The sequence below is a fragment of the Kitasatospora sp. NPDC002965 genome, assembly GCF_040611255.1.
GTDB lineage: Bacteria > Actinomycetota > Actinomycetes > Streptomycetales > Streptomycetaceae > Kitasatospora.
Map to the genome: position 1 here is coordinate 48475 of NZ_JBEXNT010000030.1, position 21163 is coordinate 69637.

A 21163-nucleotide genomic window follows, 5' to 3' on the forward strand; every position below is an offset into this window, starting at 1 on the left:
ATGAACACCGACACGGCACCGCCGCGCATGCGGATCGTCCGCCATCCGCTCAAGTACCGCCTGCTGGAGGTCAAGCAGGTCGTCCGGGTCACGCCGGGCACCGTGCGGGTCACCTTCGCCGGCGACGCACTCGACGGCTTCTGCGAGCAGGCCCCCACCGACCACGTGAAGCTCTGCTTCGCCTTCGAGGGCGACGACCTCCCGGTCGAGCCGATCGTCGAGAACGACACCTGGATGGACGCCCCCGAGGGCATGTCCGAGCCGCTGACCCGCGACTACACCATCCGCTCCTACCGCCGCGAGGCCAAGGAGCTGGACATCGACATGGTCCTGCACGGGACCGGCGTCGGCTCCAGCTGGGCCGCCGCCGCCGAACCCGGCATGAAGCTCGGCGTGTTCGGCCCCCGCGGTTCGGAGGAGATCCCCTTCGTCCACGACTGGTACCTCCTCGGCGCCGACGAGACCGCGCTGCCCGCGCTCGCCCGCTGGCTGGAGATGCTCCCCGCCGGCGTCAAGGTCCTCGCCTTCGCCGAGGTCCCCGGGCCCGAGCACGAGCAGCTCCTGACCACCGACACCGACGCCACCGTCACCTGGGTGCACCGCGGCGACGCCCGGTCCGGCAGCACCGACCTGCTGGAGCAGGCCATCCGCGCCGCCCGGCTGCCCGAGGGCATGGGCTTCGCCTGGGTCGCCGGCGAGGCCAACACCCTCAAGCCGATCCGCCGCTACCTGCGCAACGAGTGCGGCCTGACCAAGAACCAGGTCGACGTGGACGGCTACTGGAAGCGCGGGGTGGCCAACCACGACCACCACGAGGACGACCACCAGCCGCACGCATGAGCACCGACACACTCGACAAGCCGGCCCCGAGCCGAACGGCCTCCGCGCCGCGCGGCCGGGCCGGCACCGCGCGCCGCACCGCCTGGCTGTTCGGGGCGCTCCTGCTGCTCGCGCTCCTCGCCCTCGCCGGTATCGCCGTCGGCGCCCGCCCGGTGGCCCCCGGCCAGGTCCTGCACGTCCTGCTGAACCACGAACCCACGTCCGAGGACTGGATCGTGGTCCACCACTCCCGCATCCCCCGGACGCTGCTGGGCATCGCCGTCGGCGCCGCCCTCGGCATCGCCGGGGCCATGATGCAGGCGCTCACCCGCAACCCGCTCGCCGACCCCGGCCTGCTCGGCATCAACGGCGGCGCCGCAGCCGCCGTCGCCGCCGGCACCGCCCTGTTCGACCTGCGCTCCTTCGGGTCCTTCGTCTGGTTCGCCCTCGCCGGGGCGGCGGTCGCCGCCCTCGTCGTGCAGATCCTCGGCGGCGGAGGACGCGCCTCGGCCACCCCGGCCCGGCTCGCCCTCGCCGGCACCGCCGTCACGGCGGTGCTCACCGCCTTCGTCAACGGCCTGATCCTGCTCGACCCGCTCACCCTCAACCGCTTCCGGTTCTGGCAGGTCGGCACCCTCGCGGGCGTCGACTCCACGGTGCTCGGCCAGGTCGTCCCCTTCCTCGCGGCCGGCGCGGTGCTCGCCCTCTTCCTCGGCCGGCCGCTGAACGCCCTGGCGCTCGGCGACGACGCCGGGCACGCACTCGGCGCCAACCCCACCCGCACCCGCATGCTCAGCCTGCTCGCGATCACCCTGCTGTGCGGGGCCGCGACCGCCGCGGTCGGCCCGATCGCCTTCATCGGCCTCGCCGTCCCGCACCTCGCCCGCCACATCTGCGGGCCGGACCAGCGCTGGATCATGCTGCTGTCGGCCGTCCTCGCCCCGGTACTGCTGCTCGCCTCGGACATCATCGGCCGGCTCGCCCTGCACCCCGCCGAACTCCAGGTCGGCGTCGTCACCGCCTTCATCGGGGCCCCGCTCTTCATCGCCCTGGTACGCGGCCGGAGGATCGCCCAACTGTGAACAGCCCCACCACGGTCGAGCAGACCGCCGCGCCCGAGAAGAGCCGGACCACCCGGCCGCCGGGGGCCGGGCGGCCCGCCGTCCCGCTCCACGCCGTCCGGCTGCCCGGCGGCCTCTCGCTGCGCTGGCACGCCCGCGCCACCGTCGTCGGCCTGCTGATCCTCGCCGCGCTCTGCGGCGTGGTCGTCTGGTCGCTGACCGCCGGTGACTACCCGCTGCCCGTCTCCGACGTGGTCGACGTGCTCACCGGCGGCGGACGGCGTGCCGACCGCTACATCGTGATGGAGGTGCGGCTGCCCCGGCTGCTCACCGCGCTGCTGGTCGGCGCGGCCCTGGGCCTCGCGGGCGCCCTCTTCCAGACGCTCGCCCGCAACCCCCTCGGCAGCCCCGACGTCATCGGCTTCACCGTCGGCTCCGCCACCGGCGCCCTCGCGGTGATCCTGGTGATCGGCGGCAGCGCCGCCACCGTCGCCGGCGGCGCCGTGGTGGGCGGCATGCTCACCTCCGTCGCGGTCTACCTGCTGGCCCGGCGCGGCGGCACCCAGGGCTACCGCCTGGTCCTCGTCGGCATCGGCGTCAGCTCGCTGCTCTCCTCGCTCAACGCCTACCTGATCGCCCGGGCCTCCTTCAGCGACGCCCAGAGCGCCGCGGTCTGGCTCACCGGCAGCCTCAACGCGCGCGGCTGGGAGCACTGCGGGCCGATGGCCGTCGCGCTCGCCCTGCTGCTGCCCGCCGCCGTCCTGCTCGGGCGCCCGCTGCGGATGCTGGAGATGGGCGACGACGCGGCCTCCTCGCTCGGCGTCCGGACCGAGGGCGCCCGGGTCTGGCTCGTGCTGATCGGCGTCGGTCTGACCGCCGCGGCCACCGCCGCCGCCGGCCCGATCCCGTTCGTCGCCCTGATCGCCCCGCAGGCCGTCCGCCGCCTCACCCGGGCCACCGGCCCCAACCTGCTCGGCTCCACCCTCCTCGGGGCCCTGCTCCTGGCCGTCAGCGACCTCGCGGCCCAGCGCCTGCTGGCGCCCACCCAGCTCCCGGTCGGCGTCCTGACCGGCGTCGTGGGCGGCTGCTACCTGGTCTGGCTGATCCTCGGCCAGTGGCGCGCCAAACGCGGCTGACCCCGGGGAGCGCAGAACACGCGGTGAACGACGGCGGGCCCGGCGGACGATCCACCGGGCCCGCCTCCGTAGCGGCTCGGTTCACCCGTGGGGGTCCCGGGCCGGCGCTGCCCCTGGCCGCGGGGTCGGCACGGCGATGATCGAACCCGTGACCCGCGCGGATGCGACCGGACTCCGACCGCCGACGCTCACCGGTTCCCTCCCGGTAGATGACGGCTGCACACGCATTCGGTGTCACCGCAGAGGCATACCAGTACCACCGCACGAGCCTCGTCCCGAATCCCACCGGGGCACCCGTGGTGGGCGCCGAGCAGGCACTCCGCCGAGATGTAGCGGCCTCCTCGTTCGGTGTCGAGGTGGACCACGATGTCGGCGGGTCCGTCGGGCCGTGCGGCGACGGCGGTCACCGGGTCTCCTCGGGAGCGGGACACGGGCAGGCGTGCGCGACGACTGCCCAGCCCAGGGGAGCCAGATCGGGGCCGGTCGGGGTGTAGACGTGGCCGGCTCGAACGAGCTCGCCACCGGCGTGGTTGCAGCGAATACAGGCTCTGCCCTGAAGTTGGGCTCCGGACAGGGGTGGCTTCGGCGTCGGAGGGTCTTCCACTCTCACAGCGTCTCGGTGACCTGCAGTCAAGGGCGATACCCAGAGGGTAATCTCACGGTGAGATAGCTCCCGATGAGGGGATCGCCATGGGCTCCGCGCTGGTACCGATCACGCTGCCCGACGCCTCGTGGCAGACCGGCCGGATCTGCGCCGCACTCCGCGACCGAGACATCGGAAGTCTGTTCCGGTACGTGCAGCATCACAGTGGGGCCAGCCAGGCCCGCATCGCCGTCCAGGTCGGTATGACGCAGGCCCGGGTCAACGAGATCATCAACGGCCGCCGTGAGGTCGTCCGTCTGGACGTCTTCGAGCGCATCGCGGATGGTCTGAACATGCCGGATGACGCCCGTCGTCAGCTCGGCCTGGCCCCACGCCGAGAGAGCCGGACACCCGGAGCGGCATTCGATCTCGCGGCATTCCCCGAGATCGTCCGCGTCTACTCCGACCAGTCGGCCGCCGCCGCGGAGATCCGACGGTCCGCCCGGTCCGCTGGTGAACTCGACGTCCTTGCCGTCCGCGGCCTGGGCCTTCTGGGCCTCAGGGACTCGCTACTCCGTCCGCACCTCGACCGCGACGGCGACACGCCGCCCCGTCTCCGTGTGCTCCTGCTGGACCCGGAGTCGCCGTCGCTCGTCCGCAGGGCAACCGAGATCGGAGAGTCCCCCGAGTCACTGGCCGGTGGCGTCCGGCTCGCCGAGGCCCGTCTTCGTGAGCTCTCGAAGGTCGGCCACGTCGAGGTCTACCACTACCGGACCTTGCCGGTCTGGCGCGTGATCCGGCTGGACAAGACGCTCTACGTCAGCGCGTTCGACGCGGATTGGGAGGGCCACGAGTCGGCAACCTACAAGGTGCTGGCCACTCCGTACGGTCCGCTGTACCGAGGGTGGCGCCGGTTGTTCGACGCTATGGTGGCCGACGCCGAGCGCGTGATCTGACGGAGGGCTGACGGTGGCGATCGAGGCGGAACTGAAGGCGGTAGTGCGGGACCCCGAGGGGATTCTCCGGCTGCTCGAAGACCGGTACGGGCCGGGGCGCGCGGAGGTCTATCGCGACACCTACTTCGACGCACCCGACGGATCTCTCATGGGAGCGGACCGGGAACTGCGGATCCGTACCGTGCACAGCCCGGACGACACCCGAACCGTCCTGACCTACAAGGGTGCCCGTGTGGATGAGGCGTCCGCTTCGAAGCCCGAGGCCGAGACACGGGTGGAGGACGCGGAGGCCGTCCACGAGATCGTTCGTGCTCTCGGATTCGTCCCGCGTATCGCGTTCGAGAAGCGGTGCAGGAACTACTCGTTCACCGCCGACGGACGGCTGCTTCTCGCGACCCTCGTCCGAGTACCCGAGATCGACGGCACCTTCATCGAACTGGAGACCATCGCGAAGGCGGACGACGACCTGCGGCCTGCCCTCCGAGTCGTTCGCACGGTGCTGGCCGGTCTCGGGATCGCGGAGGACGATCTGACGACGGAGCAGTACACCGACGCCGTGGCCGCCGCGCGCTGAGGCCCGTGCGGACCGGATGCAACACCGCTCAGGAACTCCGTCCCTCGTCCCGCCGAAGAGCAGCTCGGCGGGACGAGGCGGCACACCGGAAGTCAGTCGGCCAGCAGCGCCCGCGTCTCGTCGCTCACCTCGGGCAGCGCGCCCCGGTCCGCCCAGGTCCAGTCGTCGTGCTCGGTGAGGACGATCGGCTCGTGCTTCCCGACGGTGACGGCGAAGGTGAACTGGCGGGTCGTCACTCCGCCGCCGGAGGAGTAGTCGAAGGCCCCGGCGTAGCCGGTGACCTCGGCCACGTCGAGGCCGGTCTCCTCCAGGACCTCCCGATCCAGCGCCCGCCCCAGCTCCTCGCCCGGCTCCACACCGCCGCCGGGCAGCTCCCACAGGCCGCCGAGGAAGTCCTCGGGCCTGCGCCGCAGCAGCAGCACCCGGCCGTCCCCGTCGGTGATCACCGCGCCGACGACGAGCTTCCCGATGCCGGCGCTCGCGGCGTCGGCCAGCAGCCCGGGGACGAAGCCGGGTTCGGCGGTGAAGAGGGAGGTCACAGCAGCTCCTCGTGGTGGTCGATCACCTTGCGGGCCGCGCGGACGTACCGCTCGGCCGGGGGAAGATCCTCCTCACGATGCCAGACCGGCAGCTTGATCGTGTGCCGGTCGCGACCTCGCCCGCGGTGGTCCGGACAAACGCGGCGGGCCCGGTGGAGTGGTCCACCGGGCCCGCCGTCGCGGGGGTGCCGGGCTCAGACCTCCCGGGTGAAGACCCGGGAGTGGCGGGCCGGGTCGAGGCCGGCCGCCCATTCGGCGGGGGCTGCCGCTGCGGTGATCTCCCGGAAGCCGTGGCGCAGGAACAGCTCGCCGCCGCCGGTGGTGGCGGTCACCAGGGCGCGCAGGCCCCGGCGGCGGGCCTCGGCGAGGACGGCCGTCACCAGGAGCGAGCCGAGGCCCGCGCCCTGACGGCCGGTCCGCACGCAGAGGTTGTGCAGCAGCCCGGTCGACGGCCGGCCGGCCTCGGGCGCCAGCGCGCGCAGCGCGACGCACGCGTCGAGCCGGCCGGGCGCCGCCCCGTCCTCGGCGCGGACCATCAGGAAGGTGTCGCCGGGCCGCCGGTAGGCGTCCGGGGTGCGCTCGCGCAGCGCCCCGGAGCGCATGAACGGGACGGAGAGCGCGTAGAGCGCCGGCGCGTCCGTGCCCGCGGCGCGGACCGCCCGCAGGACCGCGGACGGGCGCAGCGTCGCTGTCACCGGGCCGTACCGCGGCGTACGGGGGCCAGCGGGACGACCAGCGGGGTGCCGGTCTGCGGGTCCTCGATGATCTGGCAGGGCAGGTCGAAGACCTGCTCGACCAGCTCGGCGGTGACGATCTCGGCGGGCACGCCCTCGGCGACCACCGCGCCGTCGCGCATGGCGATCAGGTGCGTGGCGTACCGGGTGGCCTGGTTGAGGTCGTGCAGGACCGCGACCAGGGTGCGGCCCTGCTCCTGGTGCAGGCGCGCGCACAGGTCGAGCACCTCGACCTGGTGGGCGATGTCCAGGAACGTGGTCGGCTCGTCGAGCAGCAGCAGCGGGGTCTGCTGGGCGATGGCCATGGCGAGCCAGACGCGCTGGCGCTGGCCGCCGGAGAGCTCGTCGACGAAGCGGTCGGCGAGGGCGTCCACGTTGGTCGCCGCCATGGACTCGGCGACGATCCGCTCGTCCTCCTTCGACCACTGCCGGAACAGCCCCTGGTGGGGGTAGCGGCCGCGGGCCACCAGGTCGGCGACGGTGATGCCGTCCGGCGCGGTGGAGCTCTGCGGCAGCAGGCCGAGCCGGCGGGCCAGTTCCTTGGCCGGCAGGGCCCCGATCTGCTCGCCGTCCAGGAGCACCCGCCCGGAGGCGGGCTTGAGCAGCCGGGCGAACGCCCGCAGCAGGGTGGACTTGCCGCACGCGTTGGGGCCGACGATCACGGTGAACGAGTTGTCGGGCACCGCCACCGACAGGTCGGTGGCGATCGCCCGGTCGCCGTACCGCAGTGTCACCTTCTCGGTGTGCAGCCGCTCGCCGGTGGTGGTCACTTCTCCTCCAGGAGGTCGGCGGTGCTCAGCACGACGGCGCACTTCTCGGCGGCCCAGCGCAGGGCTTCGGTGTGCTTCTCGGCGGAGAAGTCGGCGACGGCGTCGCCCACCACGAAGGCCTGGACGTCACGGCTCCACGCGTCGGCGGCGGTCATCATGACGCCGATGTGGGCGTAGACGCCGACGATCACCAGCTGGTCGCGGCCGGACTTCTCCAGCAGGCCGGCCAGCTCGGTGCGGGCGAACGCGCTGTACTTCCACTTGAGCAGCATGACGTCCTGCCCGGCCGGCGCGACGACGGCCGGCACGCCCTGCGCCTGCTCGTCGGCCGGCAGCCCCGGGCCCCAGAAGTCCAGCTGGAGGCCGCGCTCCTCGGGGGTCTGGCCGCCGCGCTGGTGGGAGTAGATCACCGGCATGCCCAGCGTGCGGGCCCACTCCAGGATCCGGGCCGTGTTGGCCAGGGCGGGGGCCAGCGGGGGGCCCTCGGCGGGGAACGCGCCGAGGAAGTAGTTCTGCAGGTCGTGGACGAGGACGGCGGCCCGCGCCGGGTCGACCTGCCACGGCACCTTGCGGGGCGGGAGGTCCGCGGGGCCGGGCAGTTCGTAGGGGGCGATGGCAGGCAGTGCCATTCGAGGAGCGCCTTTCTGGGCTAGCGGGAGGTGGTGCGGAGGTCCTTCTTGCTGACCTTGCCGACGCCGGTGCTGGGGAAGGCGTCGACGAACTCGACGCGGTCCGGGACCTTGTAGCCGGCGAGCCCGGCCGCGCGGACGAAGCTCTTGAGGTCGAGCGCGCGGGGCCGCTCGGCCTCGGGCCGCAGGATCACGTACGCGCAGCTGCGCTCGCCCAGGTACTCGTCCGGGACGGCGACGACCGACACGTCGTGGACCGCGGGGTGGGCGAGCAGGACGTTCTCGACCTCCTCGGCGGCGACCTTCTCGCCGCCCCGGTTGATCTGGTCCTTGGCCCGGCCCTCGACGACCAGGTGGCCGGTGGGAGTGCGGCGGACGAGGTCCCCGGTGCGGTAGAAGCCGTCGGCGGTGAAGGACCGTGCGTTGTGCTCGGGCGCCCGCCAGTAGCCGCGGATGGTGTACGGGCCGCGGGTCAGCAGGTGACCCGTCGTCCCCTCGGGCACGTCGACGTCCTCGTCGTCGACGATCCGGATCTCGTCGTCGGGCGAGATCGGGCGGCCCTGGGTGGTGAGGAGGGTCTCCTCGGTGTCCTCGGGGCGGGTGTAGTTGACCAGGCCCTCGGCCATCCCGAAGACCTGCTGGAGCCGGCAGCCGAGCGCCGGGCCCAGCCGGCGGGCGGCCTGCTCGCTGAGCTTGGCGCCGCCGACCTGGATGAGTTCGAGGCTGGACAGGTCGTGGCCGCTGCCCGGGGCGGCCTGCGCCCAGGCGAGGGCCAGCGGGGGCACCACACCGGTGATCGTGACGCCCTCGCGGGCGATCAGGGCGAGCGCGGTGCCCGGGCTCGGCTCGGGCGCCAGCACGACGCGGCCGCCGGCGTGGAAGGTGCCGAGCGTGCCCGGCGAGCTGAGCGGGAAGTTGTGGGCGGCGGGCAGCGCGCAGAGGTACACCGTGGCGGGTGACAGCTCGCAGATGACGGCCGACTCGCGCACGCTGTACAGGTAGTCGTCGTGGCTGCGGGGGATCAGCTTGGGCAGCCCGGTGCTGCCGCCGGACAGCTGGAGGAAGGCGAGGTCGCCGGCGTGCGGCGGGTCGGCCGGCGCGGTCGGGGCGTCGGCGCGCAGCTCGGCGAGCGGGGTGAACCGCCCGGGATCGCCGACGACGAAGACCTCCCCGAGACCGGGCACCGCCGCGCACACCTCGGCGGCCAGTTCGCGGTGGTCGAAGCCGTCGTGGCGGTCGGCGACGAAGAGGGCCTTGGCCTCGGCGAACTCGCAGAAGTACGAGATCTCGGCCCGGCGGTGCGCCGGGAGGGCCATCACCGGGACCACGCCGGCCCGCATCGCGCCGAAGAACACCTCGAAGAACTCGGCCACGTTGGGGAGCTGGAGGACCACCCGGTCGCCCTTGCGAAGCCCGCGGGCGAGCATCCCGGCGGCGATCCGGTCGGCGCGCGCGTCCAGTTCGGCGTAGCTCCAGTGCCGGTCGCCGTCGGTGACGGCGATCCGGTCCGGGGTCGCGGCGGCGTGCCGGCCGATCACGGTGTCCAGCGTCTCACCGGTCCAGTACCCGGCCGCCCGGTAGCGGTCGGCGGCGTCCTGGGGGTAGAGGCTCATTCGGCGTTCTCCAGTCCGACGGCGTGCAGGAAGGTCCGGAACTTCGCGGCCGTCTCGGCCAGTTCGTGTTCCGGGACGGACGCGGCGACGACCCCGGCACCGGCGAACAGCCGCAGCAGGTCGCCGTCCGCCTCGGCGCAGCGCAGGGTGACGACCCATTCGCCGTCGCCCGAGGCGTCGCCCCAGCCGACCACACCCGTGTAGAGGCCGCGGTCGAAGGGTTCCAGTGTGCCGATCAGGTCCCGGGCCCGGTCGGTCGGGGTGCCGCACACGGCCGGGGTGGGGTGCAGGGCCAGCGCGAGGTCCAGGGCGCTGGTGGAGGGGTCGCGCAGCGTCCCGGTGACGGTGGTGGACAGGTGCCACATGGCCGCGGTGCGGATCAGGGACGGCCGCTCGGGGACGACGAGGTCGTCGCAGTGGGGTGCGAGCGCGCGCCGGACGGCGTCGACCACGAAGGCGTGTTCGGCGAGGTCCTTGGGGGAGCGGGCGAGCTCCTCGGCGCGGCGCCGGTCCTCCACCGGGTCGGTGCTGCGGGCGGCGGACCCGGCGAGCGGGTTCGACACGACGTGCCGGCCCCGGCGGGAGAGCAGCAGTTCGGGGCTGGCCCCGACCAGGGTGGCGGTCCCGCCGGCCGGTACGGCGAAGGTGTAGCCGTTCGGGTCGCGGTCGAGCAGCCGGCCGACCATGGCGGGGATGTCGGTGCCGCCGGGGGTGGTGAGTTCCAGGGTGCGGGCGAGGACGACCTTGGCGAGGTCGGGGTCCGCGTTCATGAGCCGCACGGCGCGGGCGACCGCGTCCCGGTAGCCCTCGGGCGCGGGGACGGGGCGCCGGGTCCACGCGCTCTCCGCGGTCCGGGCCGGCCCGGGGGCGGCGGTGAGGCCGGCGCGTATCGGGGCGGCGCGGTGCACCTGCTCGGGGATGAACAGTTGGGCGGGCCGTCCGGGTGAGAAGGGGATCGCCCCGACGACCAGCGGGTCGCGGCCCTCGGCCCGGGCCGCCGCCAGCAGCCGGCCGGCCTCGGCGGGGTCGGGCACGGGCCGGTGCACGCCTTCGGCGAGCAGGGTCCGGGTGGGGCCGGCGAGGAAGGCCCGGTCGGCACCCGGCCGGTAGGAGGCCAGAAGCTCACTGCCGTCCACCGGGGTCGCGACAGGGGACCGGGCTTCGGAAGCCGTGGTCATGGTGCTCCGTTCTGCCGGTGCCGGGGGCACCGGGTGGTGGGACTCGAAGGGGGCGGGCGATTCCGGGATCGCCCGGTTCGGGGTCAGGCCCGCAGCGTGGCGCCGCCGTCGACGTAGAGGTCGTGCATCGTGACGTGCCGCGCGCGGTCGCCGGCGAGGAAGAGGACCGCCTCGGCGATGTCGTCGGGCGTCGCGATCCGGCGGAGCGGGATCCCGGCCCGGTAGCTGGCGAGGTCGCCTTCGATGACCCGGCGCTCGCTCTCGTCGTCGGTCCACAGCGCCCGCTGCATCGGGGTGTCGGTCGAGCCGGGCGAGACGAGGTTGCAGCGCACGCCGGAGCCGGCGAGCTCCAGGCCCAGGCAGCGCATGAACATCGTGGTGGCCGCCTTGGAGGCCGCGTACGCCGCCATGTTCATCCGGGGCACGCCGGCGGCGTTGGACCCGACGGTGACGATGCTGCCCCGGCCGCGGTCGGCCATCCGGCGGCCGACGGACCGGCAGGTGTGGAACACCCCGGTGGTGTTGACGGCGAAGGTGTGCTGCCAGTCCTCGTCGCTGATGCTCAGCGCGGGGCCGGCGTGCAGCACGCCCGCGACGTTGACCAGGATGTCGAGCGGTCCGTGCTCCTGCTCCGCAAGGTCCACCAGCTTCTCGACCGCGTGGGCGTCGGTGACGTCGAGCCGGTGCACCGAGGGGTCGGACGGGGAGCGGTCGCTCGCGACGACCCGGGCCCCGCGGTCGGCGAGCATGCGGGCGACGGCGGCTCCGATGCCCTGGGCGGCGCCGGTGACCAGGGCGGTCCGGCCGGCGAACTCGTCGGTGGATATCGAGGTCATCGGTCACCCCACCGTCGTGGCGGCCGACTTGCCGGTGTCCCGGCCGGTGCGGCGCGGTCTGGGGACACGGCTGGTGGTGGGTGGCATGGACCTTCTCCCTGGGTCGGAGCGCGGCGGCTGTCGGACGGGCTTGCGAAGCGGTGAGGTAAGGTTAGCCTAACCGCATCGGGGGTACGTCGGGGACCGTCCCACACGTCCTGAGGTACTGCTCTCCGGGCTCGGCTCCGCTCCACTGTTCTTCCGGCTCCCGCCCGTGCCGACGGCGACCCCGTCCGCCCGTCCTCCCGCCGTGCGGTACCACCGCCGCCGCGGGCCGCCCCGTTCGAGCAGCGACCCCGTGCCCGCCACGGACACCATCCCCAGCTCCTGCACGCCGCGGGCGGCGTCAAGTGCCGCACGTTCGAACTGCGTTCCTGACGCCCCCGGCCGCCACCGCGCGACGGTGGGCCGCCGACCGCCTCCCGACCGCCTCCCGGCCGGGGCCCGCCCGCCGCCTGACGGAGCGTGACCTCCGGCGCGACGCCGGGTGCGACCGCGCGACGTCCGGCGCGGTGGGACGGCCGCCGGGCGCGGCCCGTGCGGCGCCGCCGACCGGCTGACATCCGTGGCGGGTCGGGCGGCGGCTGCCCCGGGCCGCTGCGACCATGACCCGCATGGCATCCAGGGCAGCGGGCGCAGGGACGTCCCAGAAGTCGTCGAAGGCCGGGACCGTGCTGCTGACGCTCGCGGCCGGACAGTTCCTGATGGCGCTCGACAGCTCGGTCATGAACGTCTCGATCGCCACGGTCGCCGAGGACGTCGGCACGACGGTGACCGGGATCCAGGGCGCCATCACGGCCTACACGCTGGTGATGGCGATGTTCATGATCCCCGGGGGCAAGGTCGGCGCGCTCATCGGCCGCAAGCGGGCGTTCCTGATCGGCAGCGTCATCTACGGCTGTGGCTCCCTGACGACCGCCTTCGCCCCGAACCTGCCGGTGCTCCTGCTCGGCTGGTCCTTCCTCGAAGGGGTCGGGGCGGCGCTCATCCTGCCCGCGATCGTGGCGCTGGTCGCCGGCAACTTCGGCGTCGAACGCCGCCCCGCCGCCTACGGGCTCGTCGCGGCGGCCGGGGCCGCGGCAATCGCCGTCGGGCCGCTCATCGGCGGCCTCGCCACGACGTACTTCTCCTGGCGCTGGGTCTTCGCCGGGGAGGTCGTCATCGTGGTCGGCATCCTCGTGCTCGCCCGCCGCATCGCGGACGCGCCCACCGCCGGGCGTGAGCGGATCGACCTGGTCGGCGCCGCGCTCTCCGCCCTCGGCCTGGGCGTCTTCGTCTACGGCGTGCTCCGGTCGAGCACGTGGGGCTGGTTCCTGCCGAAGCCCGACGCGCCCGCGTGGCTCGGGATCTCCCTCGTCGTCTGGCTGATGCTCGCCGGCCTGCTCCTGATCCGGCTCTTCCTGTCCTGGGAGGCCCGGCTGGTGGAGCGGGGCGCGGAGCCGCTGGTGGATCCGGCCCTGCTGCGCAACCGGCAGCTCACCGGCGGTCTGACGATGTTCTTCTTCCAGTACCTCGTCCAGATGGGCGTGTTCTTCGTCGTCCCGCTCTACCTGTCGGTCGCCCTCGGCCTGTCCGCGCTGAAGACCGGCGCCCGCATCCTGCCGCTGTCGCTGACCCTGCTGGCCGCCGCGATCCTGATCCCGCGGCTGCTCCCGGACGTCTCGCCGCGGCGGGTGGTGCGGCTCGGGGTCCTCGCGCTCTTCGCGGGAGCGGTGGCGCTGCTGGCCGCGCTCGATGCCGACGCGGGTGCGGAGATCGTGACCGTGCCGCTCCTGCTGATCGGGCTCGGCATGGGGGCGCTGGCGTCCCAGCTCGGGTCGGTCACCGTGTCCGCCGTGCCGGACGAGCAGAGCGCGGAGGTCGGCGGCGTCCAGAACGCCGTCACCAACCTGGGGGCCTCGATCGGCACGGCCCTGGCCGGGTCGATCCTGATCGGCGCGCTCACGTCGTCGTTCGTCGCCCACATCGAGCAGAATCCGGCCTTCCCGGCCGAGGTCCGGAGCCAGGCGGTGGTGAACCTGGAGAGCGGCGTGCCCTTCCTGTCGGACGCCCAGCTCACGACCGTCCTCGCCGACACGGGCGCGACCTCCGAGGCCACGCAGGCGGCGTTGGACGCGAACGAGGCGGCGCGGCTGGACGGCCTCCGCGCCGCGCTGGCCGTCCTGGCGTTCGCCGCGCTACTCGCGCTGTACTTCACCCGGCGGATCCCGGCGACCCAGCCGGGCGCGCCGAAGGCGTCCCACGGCGCGGCCTGACCTCCCGGCGGTCGGAAATCCCGGAGGTTCGGGGTCCCGGCGGTTTGACCTCCCGGCCTGACGACCCGGCGGTCCGGCGGGACGCCGGGAGGGGCCGCGCGTCAGCCGGCGTCGCTCCCGGCGGCCGGCTGCGGGGGCGCCGGCCGGTTCTGCGCGGTCGGCCACTTGAGCTCGATCTCGATTTCGATCTCGCCGTCACCGACCTCCACCTCGACCTCGCTCCGCAGCTCGTCGGGGATGCGCAGGGTGAGCGTCCCGGGGCCGAGTTCGAGCTCGGCGTTGCCGCCGTGCTTCAGCGCGGCCGCGAGTGCGGTGAGCAGATCGGCGGCCTCAAGACGGGTCAGCGAACGCTTCTGCTCGAACTTGAGGTCCTTCACGGATCTCTCCCGTCCGGCGGTGCGGTGCCGAGGGAGCGCCGCCGGTCGCGGCGTCCGGAGGGGCACCTCCTCCCTCCAGCCTGCGCGCCCCCGGCGGCCGGTGCCACCTCGGGCCGGCCGCGTCAGCCGCCCCGGACCTCGGGTCCCGGTCCCGGCCCCGGTCCCGGTCCGGTCTCCGGCTCGGGCGGCCGGGGCCGGGCGAAGGCGAGGGCGAGGATCTCGCGCCAGTTCGGCGCGGGCCGGGCGGGCGGCGGGCCGGGGCGGTGCCGCGGTACCAGGACCCGCAGCGCGCCCGGGCGGATGCCGCAGACCACGGGGGCGGGCAGGAGCAGCGCCTCCCCGTCGACGGCGACCGGGAGGAGGTCCGCGTCCGACTCGACGACGACCCGGTGACAGGTCAGCACGCGCAGTCCCGTCGCCCTGCCGCTGCGGAGCGCGACCTCGGCCGCCTGGGCCGCGTTGGTCACCCGGATCCCGACGACACCGAGCACGCCGAGGTCCAGTCGTGGCCGCCGGCCGCCGGCGACCGGCTCGGTGCCCGCGTAGGGGTTGTTGCTGACCAGGAGCGCCTGCTGGGCGTCCAGCCGACCGCTCTCGGTCCGGGCGTCGACGCGGTGACCGGCGAAGCCGAGCAGCAGGTCGGGCAGCGCGTCCAGGGCCGCACCCGCCTTGGCGTCGCGGTACTCGGGGCGCTGCACGATCTCCGCGTACACGCCGAACGAGGCCGTGTTGACGAAGGCGCGGCCACCCACCGTCCCCAGGTCGACGCGCAGCTCCTCCCCGTCGGTCAGCGCGTCGAGGCAGCGGGCCGGGTCGGTGCGGTCCAGACCGAGGTCCATCGCGAAGTGGTTCCGCGTCCCGGCCGAGACGACCAGGAACGGCAGACCGTGTTCGGCGGCGACCTCGGCCACCCTGGCCTGGGTGCCGTCGCCGCCCGCCACACCGAGCAGGTCCGCCCCCTCCGCGACCGCCCGGCGGGCGAGCGCGGCGACGTCGACCGGCACCGACGTGTCCAGGAGGACCACCCGGGCGCCCAGCGCCTCGGCCTTCTCGACCAGCCCGAACCGGCCGACCTTGCCGCCGCCCGACTTCGGGTTCATGATCAGGAACGGGTGGCGGGGGAGCGGTCCGGCGACCGCGCGCATACCGTCGGGCCTGCGCACCAGACGCACGGCGGACCGTGCGCTCGCCGCCGCGGCGGCCCACAGCACGATCGCGGCCAGCGCCTCCGGCCACAGGCCCGCCCGGGCGTAGAGCACGACGAGGGCCGCGGGTGCGCCCACCATCAGCAGGAGACCGCACACCCGGACGGCCCCGTGGTGGGACACCGCCCACCAGATGCCGGCGGCGGTGAGCGCCGAACCGACCACCGCGGTGACCAGGAGCAGCAGGCCGTCGGGGCCGCCCCCGGCGACCAGCACCACCAGCGCGCCGAGGGCACAGACCACGGCCAGCCGGGCCGACAGCCGGGCGCGCCGGGGCACGGCCGAAGGAGGTGTCATCGTCCTCACCTCCTCCGGCCTGCTCCGGCTTTCCGCCTGACCGCCGCCCGGACGACCGCCCTGCGGTCGCCCTGCGGTCACTCTGTTCGGGCGACCACCCTGGTCAGGCGACCGGTGCGCCGTGGTCGCGGTGGACCGCGCAGAGGCCCCAGATGACGAAGGCGCTGATGGCGATCACGATGATGGACCACCACGGGTAGTACGGGATGGAGAGGAAGTTGGCGATGATGAGCAGTGCCGCCAGGGCCACCCCGAGGATCCGGGCCCAGAGCGCGACCCGGAACAACCCGAGGCCGATGCAGACGGCGATCACGCCGAGGATCAGGTGGATCCAGCCCCAACTCGTCAGGTCGAACTTGAAGACGTAGTTGGGGGTCCGCACGAAGACGTCGTCCTCGGCGATCGCCATGATCCCTCGGAAGATGCTCAGGAAGCCCGCGAGCATGAGCATCACGGCCGCGAAGGCGGTCAGGCCGCCCGCGAAGCCGGAGGAGCCGCTGTGGCCGGCGTGCACGGTGCCGGTGGGTGCGGACATGGGTTCCTCGATTCGTTCCGTCGGATGGGGGTCAGCCCTGGGAACCGGCGTCGATCTCGGCCACGGCGATGGCGAAGCCGAGGGCCTCGGTGATGTGGCCGGCGGCCGACATCACGCGGGCGGTGCCCACCACGGGGGCGATGGCCACCAGGACGTCCTGGATCTGGTCGGCGGTCACGTCGGACTCCATGGCGGGACCGAGGTGGGCGAGGTAGGACATCGGCGGCGCGTCCATGGCCACGAGCGCGGCGATGCGGGTGAGGAGGAGCGTGTCGGTGGGCAGCCCGCAGCGCTCGATCGAGTCGAGCGTCATCGCGGCGAGGGTGTCCAGGACAGGAGTTTCGGACGATGTGGTCATGCCGGGTCATCTCCTGAGGGATCGGGTGCCGACGCGGCCGACCCGCAGGGAGCGCGGGTTCCGGCGCGTCGCACCCCCGTGCTTCCGACCCTAGGAGCTTTCCGGTGCGGGTGCACCTTCGTGCGGTCCCGCGTGCGGGGGGTGGCCGGCCGGGTGCGCGCCGTGGCGGCGCTGCCAGAACGGCTGGTCGGCCCAGCGCTGTTCCTGGCGGTAGGACAGCGCGTGGTTCCCGGTGTACGCGGTGGCGATGCCGTCCAGGAAGTCGGTGTACCCGGCGAGTGCGGCGGTGGTCCGGCCAGGGTCGGTCAGGCAGTCGGCGACGGTCCGGCCGGCGCGGGCCCCGGTGTGCAGCGCGGTGAGGATGCCCTGGGAGGAGAGCGGGTCGAAGGCGAGAGCGGCGTCCCCCGCGGCGACCCAGCCCGGGCCGGCGGCGGGCTCCAGCCGCAGCCCGTGGGCGGGCGTCCAGCGGGGGACGGGGGCCGCGGCGGGGTCGTACCCGGAGACCCGGCGGCGGACGTGGTCGGTCCGGGTGACGCCGTGCCAGAAGCCCTCGCGGGTGCGGAGTGCCGGGTCCGCGAGGTCGGGGTCGGTCAGATGGGCGACCAGGCGGCCGGCCGGGACGAGGGTGGTGTACCACCAGCCGTGCGGCACCGCCTCGACGAGCGTGCGCGCCTCGCGGTCCCCCGTCCGGAGTCCGCCGCCCTCCTCCCCGCCTTCGCCGTTCTGTCCGCTCCCTGCGCTCCCTGCGCTCTCGGGGCGGTGGACGCCGAACACGGTGTAGACGGCGACGAGGCGGTCCTGCCGGTGGCGCAGGCCCTGCCGGCGGCCGATGACACAGCGGCGGCCCGTGGCGTCGACCGTCCACCGGCTGCGCAGCTCCCGCACGGCGCCGTCGTCCCGGTCGCGGACGACCAGACGGCCGCCGTCGCGCCGCCCCAGGAGGCCGGCCCGCCGGACCTCGGCGCCGGCCGCGACCGCCGCGTCCCGGAGGAACGCGTCGAATCGGAGCCGGTCCAGGTGCCAGCCGTGGCCGTACGGATCGAACAGGTGACTGCGGCCGTGCAGGGCCGCCGAACCCCAGGCGGCGAAGGTCCCCGTGGAGCGGGGGTGCCCGGCGGCCAGGAAGGCGTCCAGCAAGCCGAGATCGCGCAGCAGCGGGCGGGCGGCGGGCGGCAGGAACTCGCCGATCCGGAAGCCGGTTTCGTCGCTGCGACGGTCGCTGCGACGGTCGCTGCGGCGGTCGTTGCCGGGGCTCGGCGGGCCGGTCCCGGCGGGGCCGCCGTCGTCGAGGAGCACGACGCGGTGGCCGGCGCCCGCCAGGACCAGCGCCGCGACGGCGCCCGCCGGGCCCCCGCCGGCCACGGCGGCGTCGACGCCGCCGGGCGCGCGTCGGGCAGCGGTCATCGGCGGTGCCGGAGGCGTACGACCTTGTCGACGTAGCCCACCGACACCTCCTCGTCGGGCTGCTCGGCCAGGGTGACGGCGCTGGCCAGCGCGGACTCGCCGAGGTCGGGGTCGGCGCCGAGCGGCACGTGCAGGGTGACCAGGTTGCGGGTGGCCGGCGGGGCGGGCTCGCGGGGGAAGGAGACCTCCGACTCGACCAGCATCTCGGCCGGGAACCGGGGGTCGTCCTCGACGCCGGGGCGGCGCTCGACGACACCGAGCCTGCCGAAGTCCTTCACCATCGCGTTGATGGTGTTGAGGTAGCCGGAGGGCAGCCAGCGGAGCCAGGTCCGCCGCTTCTCGAAGGCCGCCAGCCGCTCCGCGACCGGACGGGAGGTGTCGACCACGACGTCGTAGTCCTCCTCGGCGAGGACGTGGTTGGGCACCCGGGCGGGCCAGAAGGTGGGGAGGTACGGGTCGTACTTGGGGCCGAAGCCGGGTGCGCCGTAGCCGTACCCGGAGAGGCAGCTGGCGGTGTCGGTCTGCCACGGCACGGCCATCCACCGGGTCAGGTCGCCCGGGCCCTGGGCGTAGAGCGGACCGCCGACGGAGAGCGCGATCTCCGGGGTGAGCTTCGGCCCGTAGGACGCCGGTCGCGGGGCCCCCGGGTCGCGGTGGCGCACCCGGAACGGCCGGCTGTACAGCGTGGTGTGCCGCATCGGCCAGGTGAGTTCGCACCCGGGGTGGAACGCGTCGGCGAGGCAGAAGGACAGGGCGGCCCGGTCGAGGGCCTCGGGCCGCCGGGCGAGCGGGAGTTCGTCGAGGGACCGGGGCGGGGGTGCCTGCGGGTCGTGGTCGGCGGTGAAGTCGCCGTCGGCCCAGCGGTCCAGCAGGCGGTACTGCAGGGGGGAGAGCGTCACGTGCTGGCGCTCGGAGTCCGGGGGCAGGTTCATCGCGTCGCCGTAGATCGACGGCCAGGGTACGGGCGACATGCCGTCCCGGTCGTACGCGCGCATGGTGGCCCAGACCTGCCGGCGCAGCTCGCGGTGGGCGGGCGAGGGGTCGGCCAGCTCCGCGAGCCGGCCGGGGGCGAGGAAGTTCGCGAACCCGCCGTGCCCGAACTGGACGGCCAGACCGTGGTTGACCCACTGGAGGCCGCAGAGGCGGCGCAGCACGGGCAGCACGTCGCGGGTGAACGACACCTGCTGCGGGGCGGGGAGCAGGCCGGCGGTGACGAAGGCGTCGCGCACCAGGTCGTGCATGGTCCGTACCGAGGTGAGTTCGGGCGCGTAGTTGGGCGGTGTGGTGACCACCCAGGCGGGCTCGACCGGCACCGTCCGCCCGTCGATGCGGACCTCGGCGGTGACCGGGCCGTCGGAGACGTCGTCGTGCCAGCCGTCGTTGTTGGCGAAGGTGTCGGCGGGGGTGTCGGTGGCCGAGGCGGAGACGCCGCGCCCGCCGAGGAAGAGCAGCCGGCCGCTGTCGTCGGTGCGCAGCTCGCCGAGGTAGACCGGCCGGTCGAGGAAGGTGCCGGTGTCGAAGCGGTACTCGGCCAGGCCGGAGCGGTTCCGGCCGCGCACCGAGCGCGGGCCGGGGTCGATGACCAGGCGGCCGCGCTGCGCGGCCGGGACCTTGGCGTTGCGCAGCAGGCTGTCGTCGGTCCGCTCCGCCTCGGGGATGTCGAGGGCCAGCTGGAACTGGTACCAGGCGGCCTTCGAGTTGGCGACGTGGACGGTCCACCGCAGGTCCGCGTTGTCGGCGGTGAGTTCGGCGACCGGCTCGCCGGCGGCGTTGTAGCCGTAGACGCGGAAGCGGACGGCCTGGCGCTTGAGGGCGCCGGTGGCGTCCTTGTAGCTGCCGGTGGGCAGCGCGGGCGCGTCCTCGGTCTCCGGGGCGAGGACGTACTCGTCCGTGCTGTCGCCGACCCGTGCCACGCCGATCGCGGGGTGCACGGCGGCCCGGACGATCCGGGTGTCGCGTCCGGGCGGCGGGGTGAGCTGGGGGCGGGCGGGGCCGGGTTCGGTCGCGGGGATGCCGTTCACGTCGCGGCGCCGCGCGGCCGAGGCCAGGTAGACCGTCCTGCGGGCGTCGGAGATGCTGCCCACCGGGCGGTGCTCGGCGAGGCTGTGCCACGGGTTGAAGGCGAGGTTCTCCCCGTAGGCGGCCTGGCCGCGGGCGCGGACGTCCTGCTTGTGGAGGGTCAGCCCGGCCACCCGTACCGGCCGGCCGTCGGACTCCTCCCAGCGGACGGTGGCCCGGTCCAGGGGCATCCGGGGCGGATCGTCGCGGAACTGGAGCATCAGGTCGAAGGCCGCCGGGCCGGCCGCGAGCCGGTGCCGCAGGTCGGCGCCCAGGTACCCGGGGTCCTCGTCGGCGGGCACCGCGTCCGGGTCGCCGGGCTCGCACCCGGCCGGCACCAGGCGGTACTTGACGAAGCGTTCGAGTCCGAAGGAGTAGGGCAGCACGCTCCAGTACGTGGCCGTCAGGACGCTCTCCTCGACCTTGGCCATCGCGTCGAGGATCTCCCGGGTGACGGGGTGCTCCCGCAGGTACGGTTCGTAGTCGCCGTCGACGACGCCGGCCCGGGTGAACTCGCACATGTCGCGCGCGGTGTCGACGAAGAAGACGTCGTGGTTCTGCAGCAGCAGGTCCTGGGTGTCGGCCCCGGACTCGCCCTCCAGCAGTTTCGGGCCGGGGACCTCGTACAGCTTGATGCCGACGCCGAGGGTCGTGCGCAGGTCGGGCCGGCCGGGCACGGTGTCGCCGGAGAACCGGACCCAGGCGGTCAGCCCGTCGGTCCGCTCGTGGGCGGCCTGGAGGAAGCCGACGCGCAGCTCGGGCGGGAGGTCGGGGTCGACGGTCAGCACGCCGCGGGCCACCCCGTGCGGCTTGAGGAACACCGGACGCTGCGCGGGGTCCTGCCCGCGGGCGATCCGTGCGCCCTGGGTCCGGTCCACGAACATGTCCCGCAGCGCGGCCGCGGGGTCGTCCGCGCAGCCGGGCGGTTCCGGCTCCCCGGGGCCGGGGGTCGCGCCGGGGGAACCGGGTGTTCCGATCATGCTGTGCTCCCGTCAGTGCGGCGGCCTGCCGGTGGTCCGGCGGGCCGGCCCTCCACGTCCTGGGTCCAGCGTGCACGAACATGTCCGGAGCGGGCACCGGGGTACCGCCAAACCGGCTAGGCCCGGCGGAGGTCCGGCCGGGGGCTTCTCCGGTGCGCCCCGGGTCGCGGTCCGGGGGACATGACAGGCCGTTCCGGCCATCCGGTGGTCGTCCTCCGGTCATTCGG

The 21163-nt window shown here is 74.3% G+C and carries 19 protein-coding genes; 6 read left to right on the forward strand and 13 right to left on the reverse strand.

Annotated features, from left to right (window positions below; all coding sequences use genetic code 11):
- The 5 genes from ABZY91_RS15060 to cyaB all read left to right on the forward strand — a co-directional run bounded on the left by ABZY91_RS15060 (nt 1) and on the right by cyaB (nt 5129).
- Nucleotides 1-840 (forward strand): siderophore-interacting protein, encoded by an 840-nt coding sequence (locus ABZY91_RS15060; protein WP_329950793.1) that lies wholly within the window; start codon nt 1-3, stop codon nt 838-840.
- A complete protein-coding gene (locus ABZY91_RS15065) occupies nt 837-1901 on the forward strand; it encodes an iron chelate uptake ABC transporter family permease subunit (RefSeq protein ID WP_355402571.1) in 1065 nt (354 codons plus the stop codon). Before ABZY91_RS15060 ends, ABZY91_RS15065 begins: the two co-directional genes overlap by 4 nt.
- Nucleotides 1898-3016 carry an iron chelate uptake ABC transporter family permease subunit gene (locus ABZY91_RS15070; RefSeq protein ID WP_329882484.1) on the forward strand — a complete coding sequence of 373 codons (1119 nt, stop codon included), beginning with the start codon at nt 1898-1900 and terminating at the stop codon, nt 3014-3016. Before ABZY91_RS15065 ends, ABZY91_RS15070 begins: the two co-directional genes overlap by 4 nt.
- A 690-nt stretch (nt 3017-3706) precedes the next feature.
- Nucleotides 3707-4555 (forward strand): helix-turn-helix transcriptional regulator, encoded by an 849-nt coding sequence (locus ABZY91_RS15075; protein WP_355402573.1) that lies wholly within the window; start codon nt 3707-3709, stop codon nt 4553-4555.
- Nucleotides 4556-4568: 13 nt separating this feature from the next.
- A complete protein-coding gene (cyaB, locus tag ABZY91_RS15080; RefSeq protein ID WP_355402575.1) occupies nt 4569-5129 on the forward strand; it encodes a class IV adenylate cyclase in 561 nt (186 codons plus the stop codon).
- A gap of 92 nt (nt 5130-5221) precedes the next feature.
- Here cyaB and ABZY91_RS15085 read toward each other — a convergent pair whose 3' ends face one another.
- The 7 genes from ABZY91_RS15085 to dhbA all read right to left on the reverse strand — a co-directional run bounded on the left by ABZY91_RS15085 (nt 5222) and on the right by dhbA (nt 11428).
- Complete coding sequence (locus ABZY91_RS15085) at nt 5222-5668, reverse strand: NUDIX hydrolase (RefSeq protein WP_355402576.1); 447 nt, start codon at nt 5666-5668, stop codon at nt 5222-5224.
- 194 nt (nt 5669-5862) lie between these two features.
- Nucleotides 5863-6363, reverse strand: a complete 501-nt coding sequence (locus ABZY91_RS15090; protein WP_329950789.1) for a GNAT family N-acetyltransferase — start codon at nt 6361-6363, stop codon at nt 5863-5865.
- Nucleotides 6360-7172, reverse strand: coding sequence for an ABC transporter ATP-binding protein (locus tag ABZY91_RS15095; RefSeq protein ID WP_329950788.1), 813 nt, complete (start codon nt 7170-7172; stop codon nt 6360-6362). Before ABZY91_RS15095 ends, ABZY91_RS15090 begins: the two co-directional genes overlap by 4 nt.
- A complete protein-coding gene (locus ABZY91_RS15100; RefSeq protein ID WP_329882480.1) occupies nt 7169-7801 on the reverse strand; it encodes an isochorismatase family protein in 633 nt (210 codons plus the stop codon). Before ABZY91_RS15100 ends, ABZY91_RS15095 begins: the two co-directional genes overlap by 4 nt.
- A 20-nt stretch (nt 7802-7821) precedes the next feature.
- A complete protein-coding gene (locus ABZY91_RS15105; RefSeq protein WP_355402578.1) occupies nt 7822-9414 on the reverse strand; it encodes a (2,3-dihydroxybenzoyl)adenylate synthase in 1593 nt (530 codons plus the stop codon).
- The gene (locus ABZY91_RS15110) at nt 9411-10592 is read right to left on the reverse strand and encodes an isochorismate synthase (RefSeq protein WP_329882478.1); all 1182 of its coding nucleotides are present in this window, start codon (nt 10590-10592) and stop codon (nt 9411-9413) included. The genes ABZY91_RS15105 and ABZY91_RS15110 overlap by 4 nt, the downstream gene beginning before the upstream one ends.
- A gap of 83 nt (nt 10593-10675) precedes the next feature.
- Nucleotides 10676-11428, reverse strand: a complete 753-nt coding sequence (gene dhbA, locus ABZY91_RS15115; protein WP_355402581.1) for a 2,3-dihydro-2,3-dihydroxybenzoate dehydrogenase — start codon at nt 11426-11428, stop codon at nt 10676-10678.
- Nucleotides 11429-12081: 653 nt separating this feature from the next.
- Between dhbA and ABZY91_RS15120 the strand changes: the two genes are divergently transcribed.
- Nucleotides 12082-13722 carry an MFS transporter gene (locus tag ABZY91_RS15120; RefSeq protein ID WP_355402583.1) on the forward strand — a complete coding sequence of 547 codons (1641 nt, stop codon included), beginning with the start codon at nt 12082-12084 and terminating at the stop codon, nt 13720-13722.
- Nucleotides 13723-13823: 101 nt separating this feature from the next.
- On the opposite strand, the gene ABZY91_RS15125 is transcribed toward ABZY91_RS15120, so the two are convergent.
- The 6 genes from ABZY91_RS15125 to ABZY91_RS15150 form a co-directional block, all read right to left on the reverse strand.
- The gene (locus ABZY91_RS15125; protein WP_355402585.1) at nt 13824-14099 is read right to left on the reverse strand and encodes an amphi-Trp domain-containing protein; all 276 of its coding nucleotides are present in this window, start codon (nt 14097-14099) and stop codon (nt 13824-13826) included.
- Nucleotides 14100-14221: 122 nt separating this feature from the next.
- Nucleotides 14222-15601 carry a diacylglycerol kinase family protein gene (locus ABZY91_RS15130; protein WP_355402587.1) on the reverse strand — a complete coding sequence of 460 codons (1380 nt, stop codon included), beginning with the start codon at nt 15599-15601 and terminating at the stop codon, nt 14222-14224.
- 103 nt (nt 15602-15704) lie between these two features.
- Nucleotides 15705-16136, reverse strand: coding sequence for a hypothetical protein (locus ABZY91_RS15135; protein ID WP_355402589.1), 432 nt, complete (start codon nt 16134-16136; stop codon nt 15705-15707).
- 31 nt (nt 16137-16167) lie between these two features.
- Nucleotides 16168-16494, reverse strand: a complete 327-nt coding sequence (locus tag ABZY91_RS15140) for a carboxymuconolactone decarboxylase family protein (protein ID WP_355402591.1) — start codon at nt 16492-16494, stop codon at nt 16168-16170.
- A 90-nt stretch (nt 16495-16584) separates the two neighbouring features.
- Nucleotides 16585-17898 (reverse strand): FAD-dependent monooxygenase, encoded by a 1314-nt coding sequence (locus tag ABZY91_RS15145; RefSeq protein WP_355402593.1) that lies wholly within the window; start codon nt 17896-17898, stop codon nt 16585-16587.
- Complete coding sequence (locus tag ABZY91_RS15150) at nt 17895-20936, reverse strand: LodA/GoxA family CTQ-dependent oxidase (RefSeq protein WP_355402595.1); 3042 nt, start codon at nt 20934-20936, stop codon at nt 17895-17897. Before ABZY91_RS15150 ends, ABZY91_RS15145 begins: the two co-directional genes overlap by 4 nt.
- Between the last annotated feature and the right edge of the window lie 227 nt (nt 20937-21163).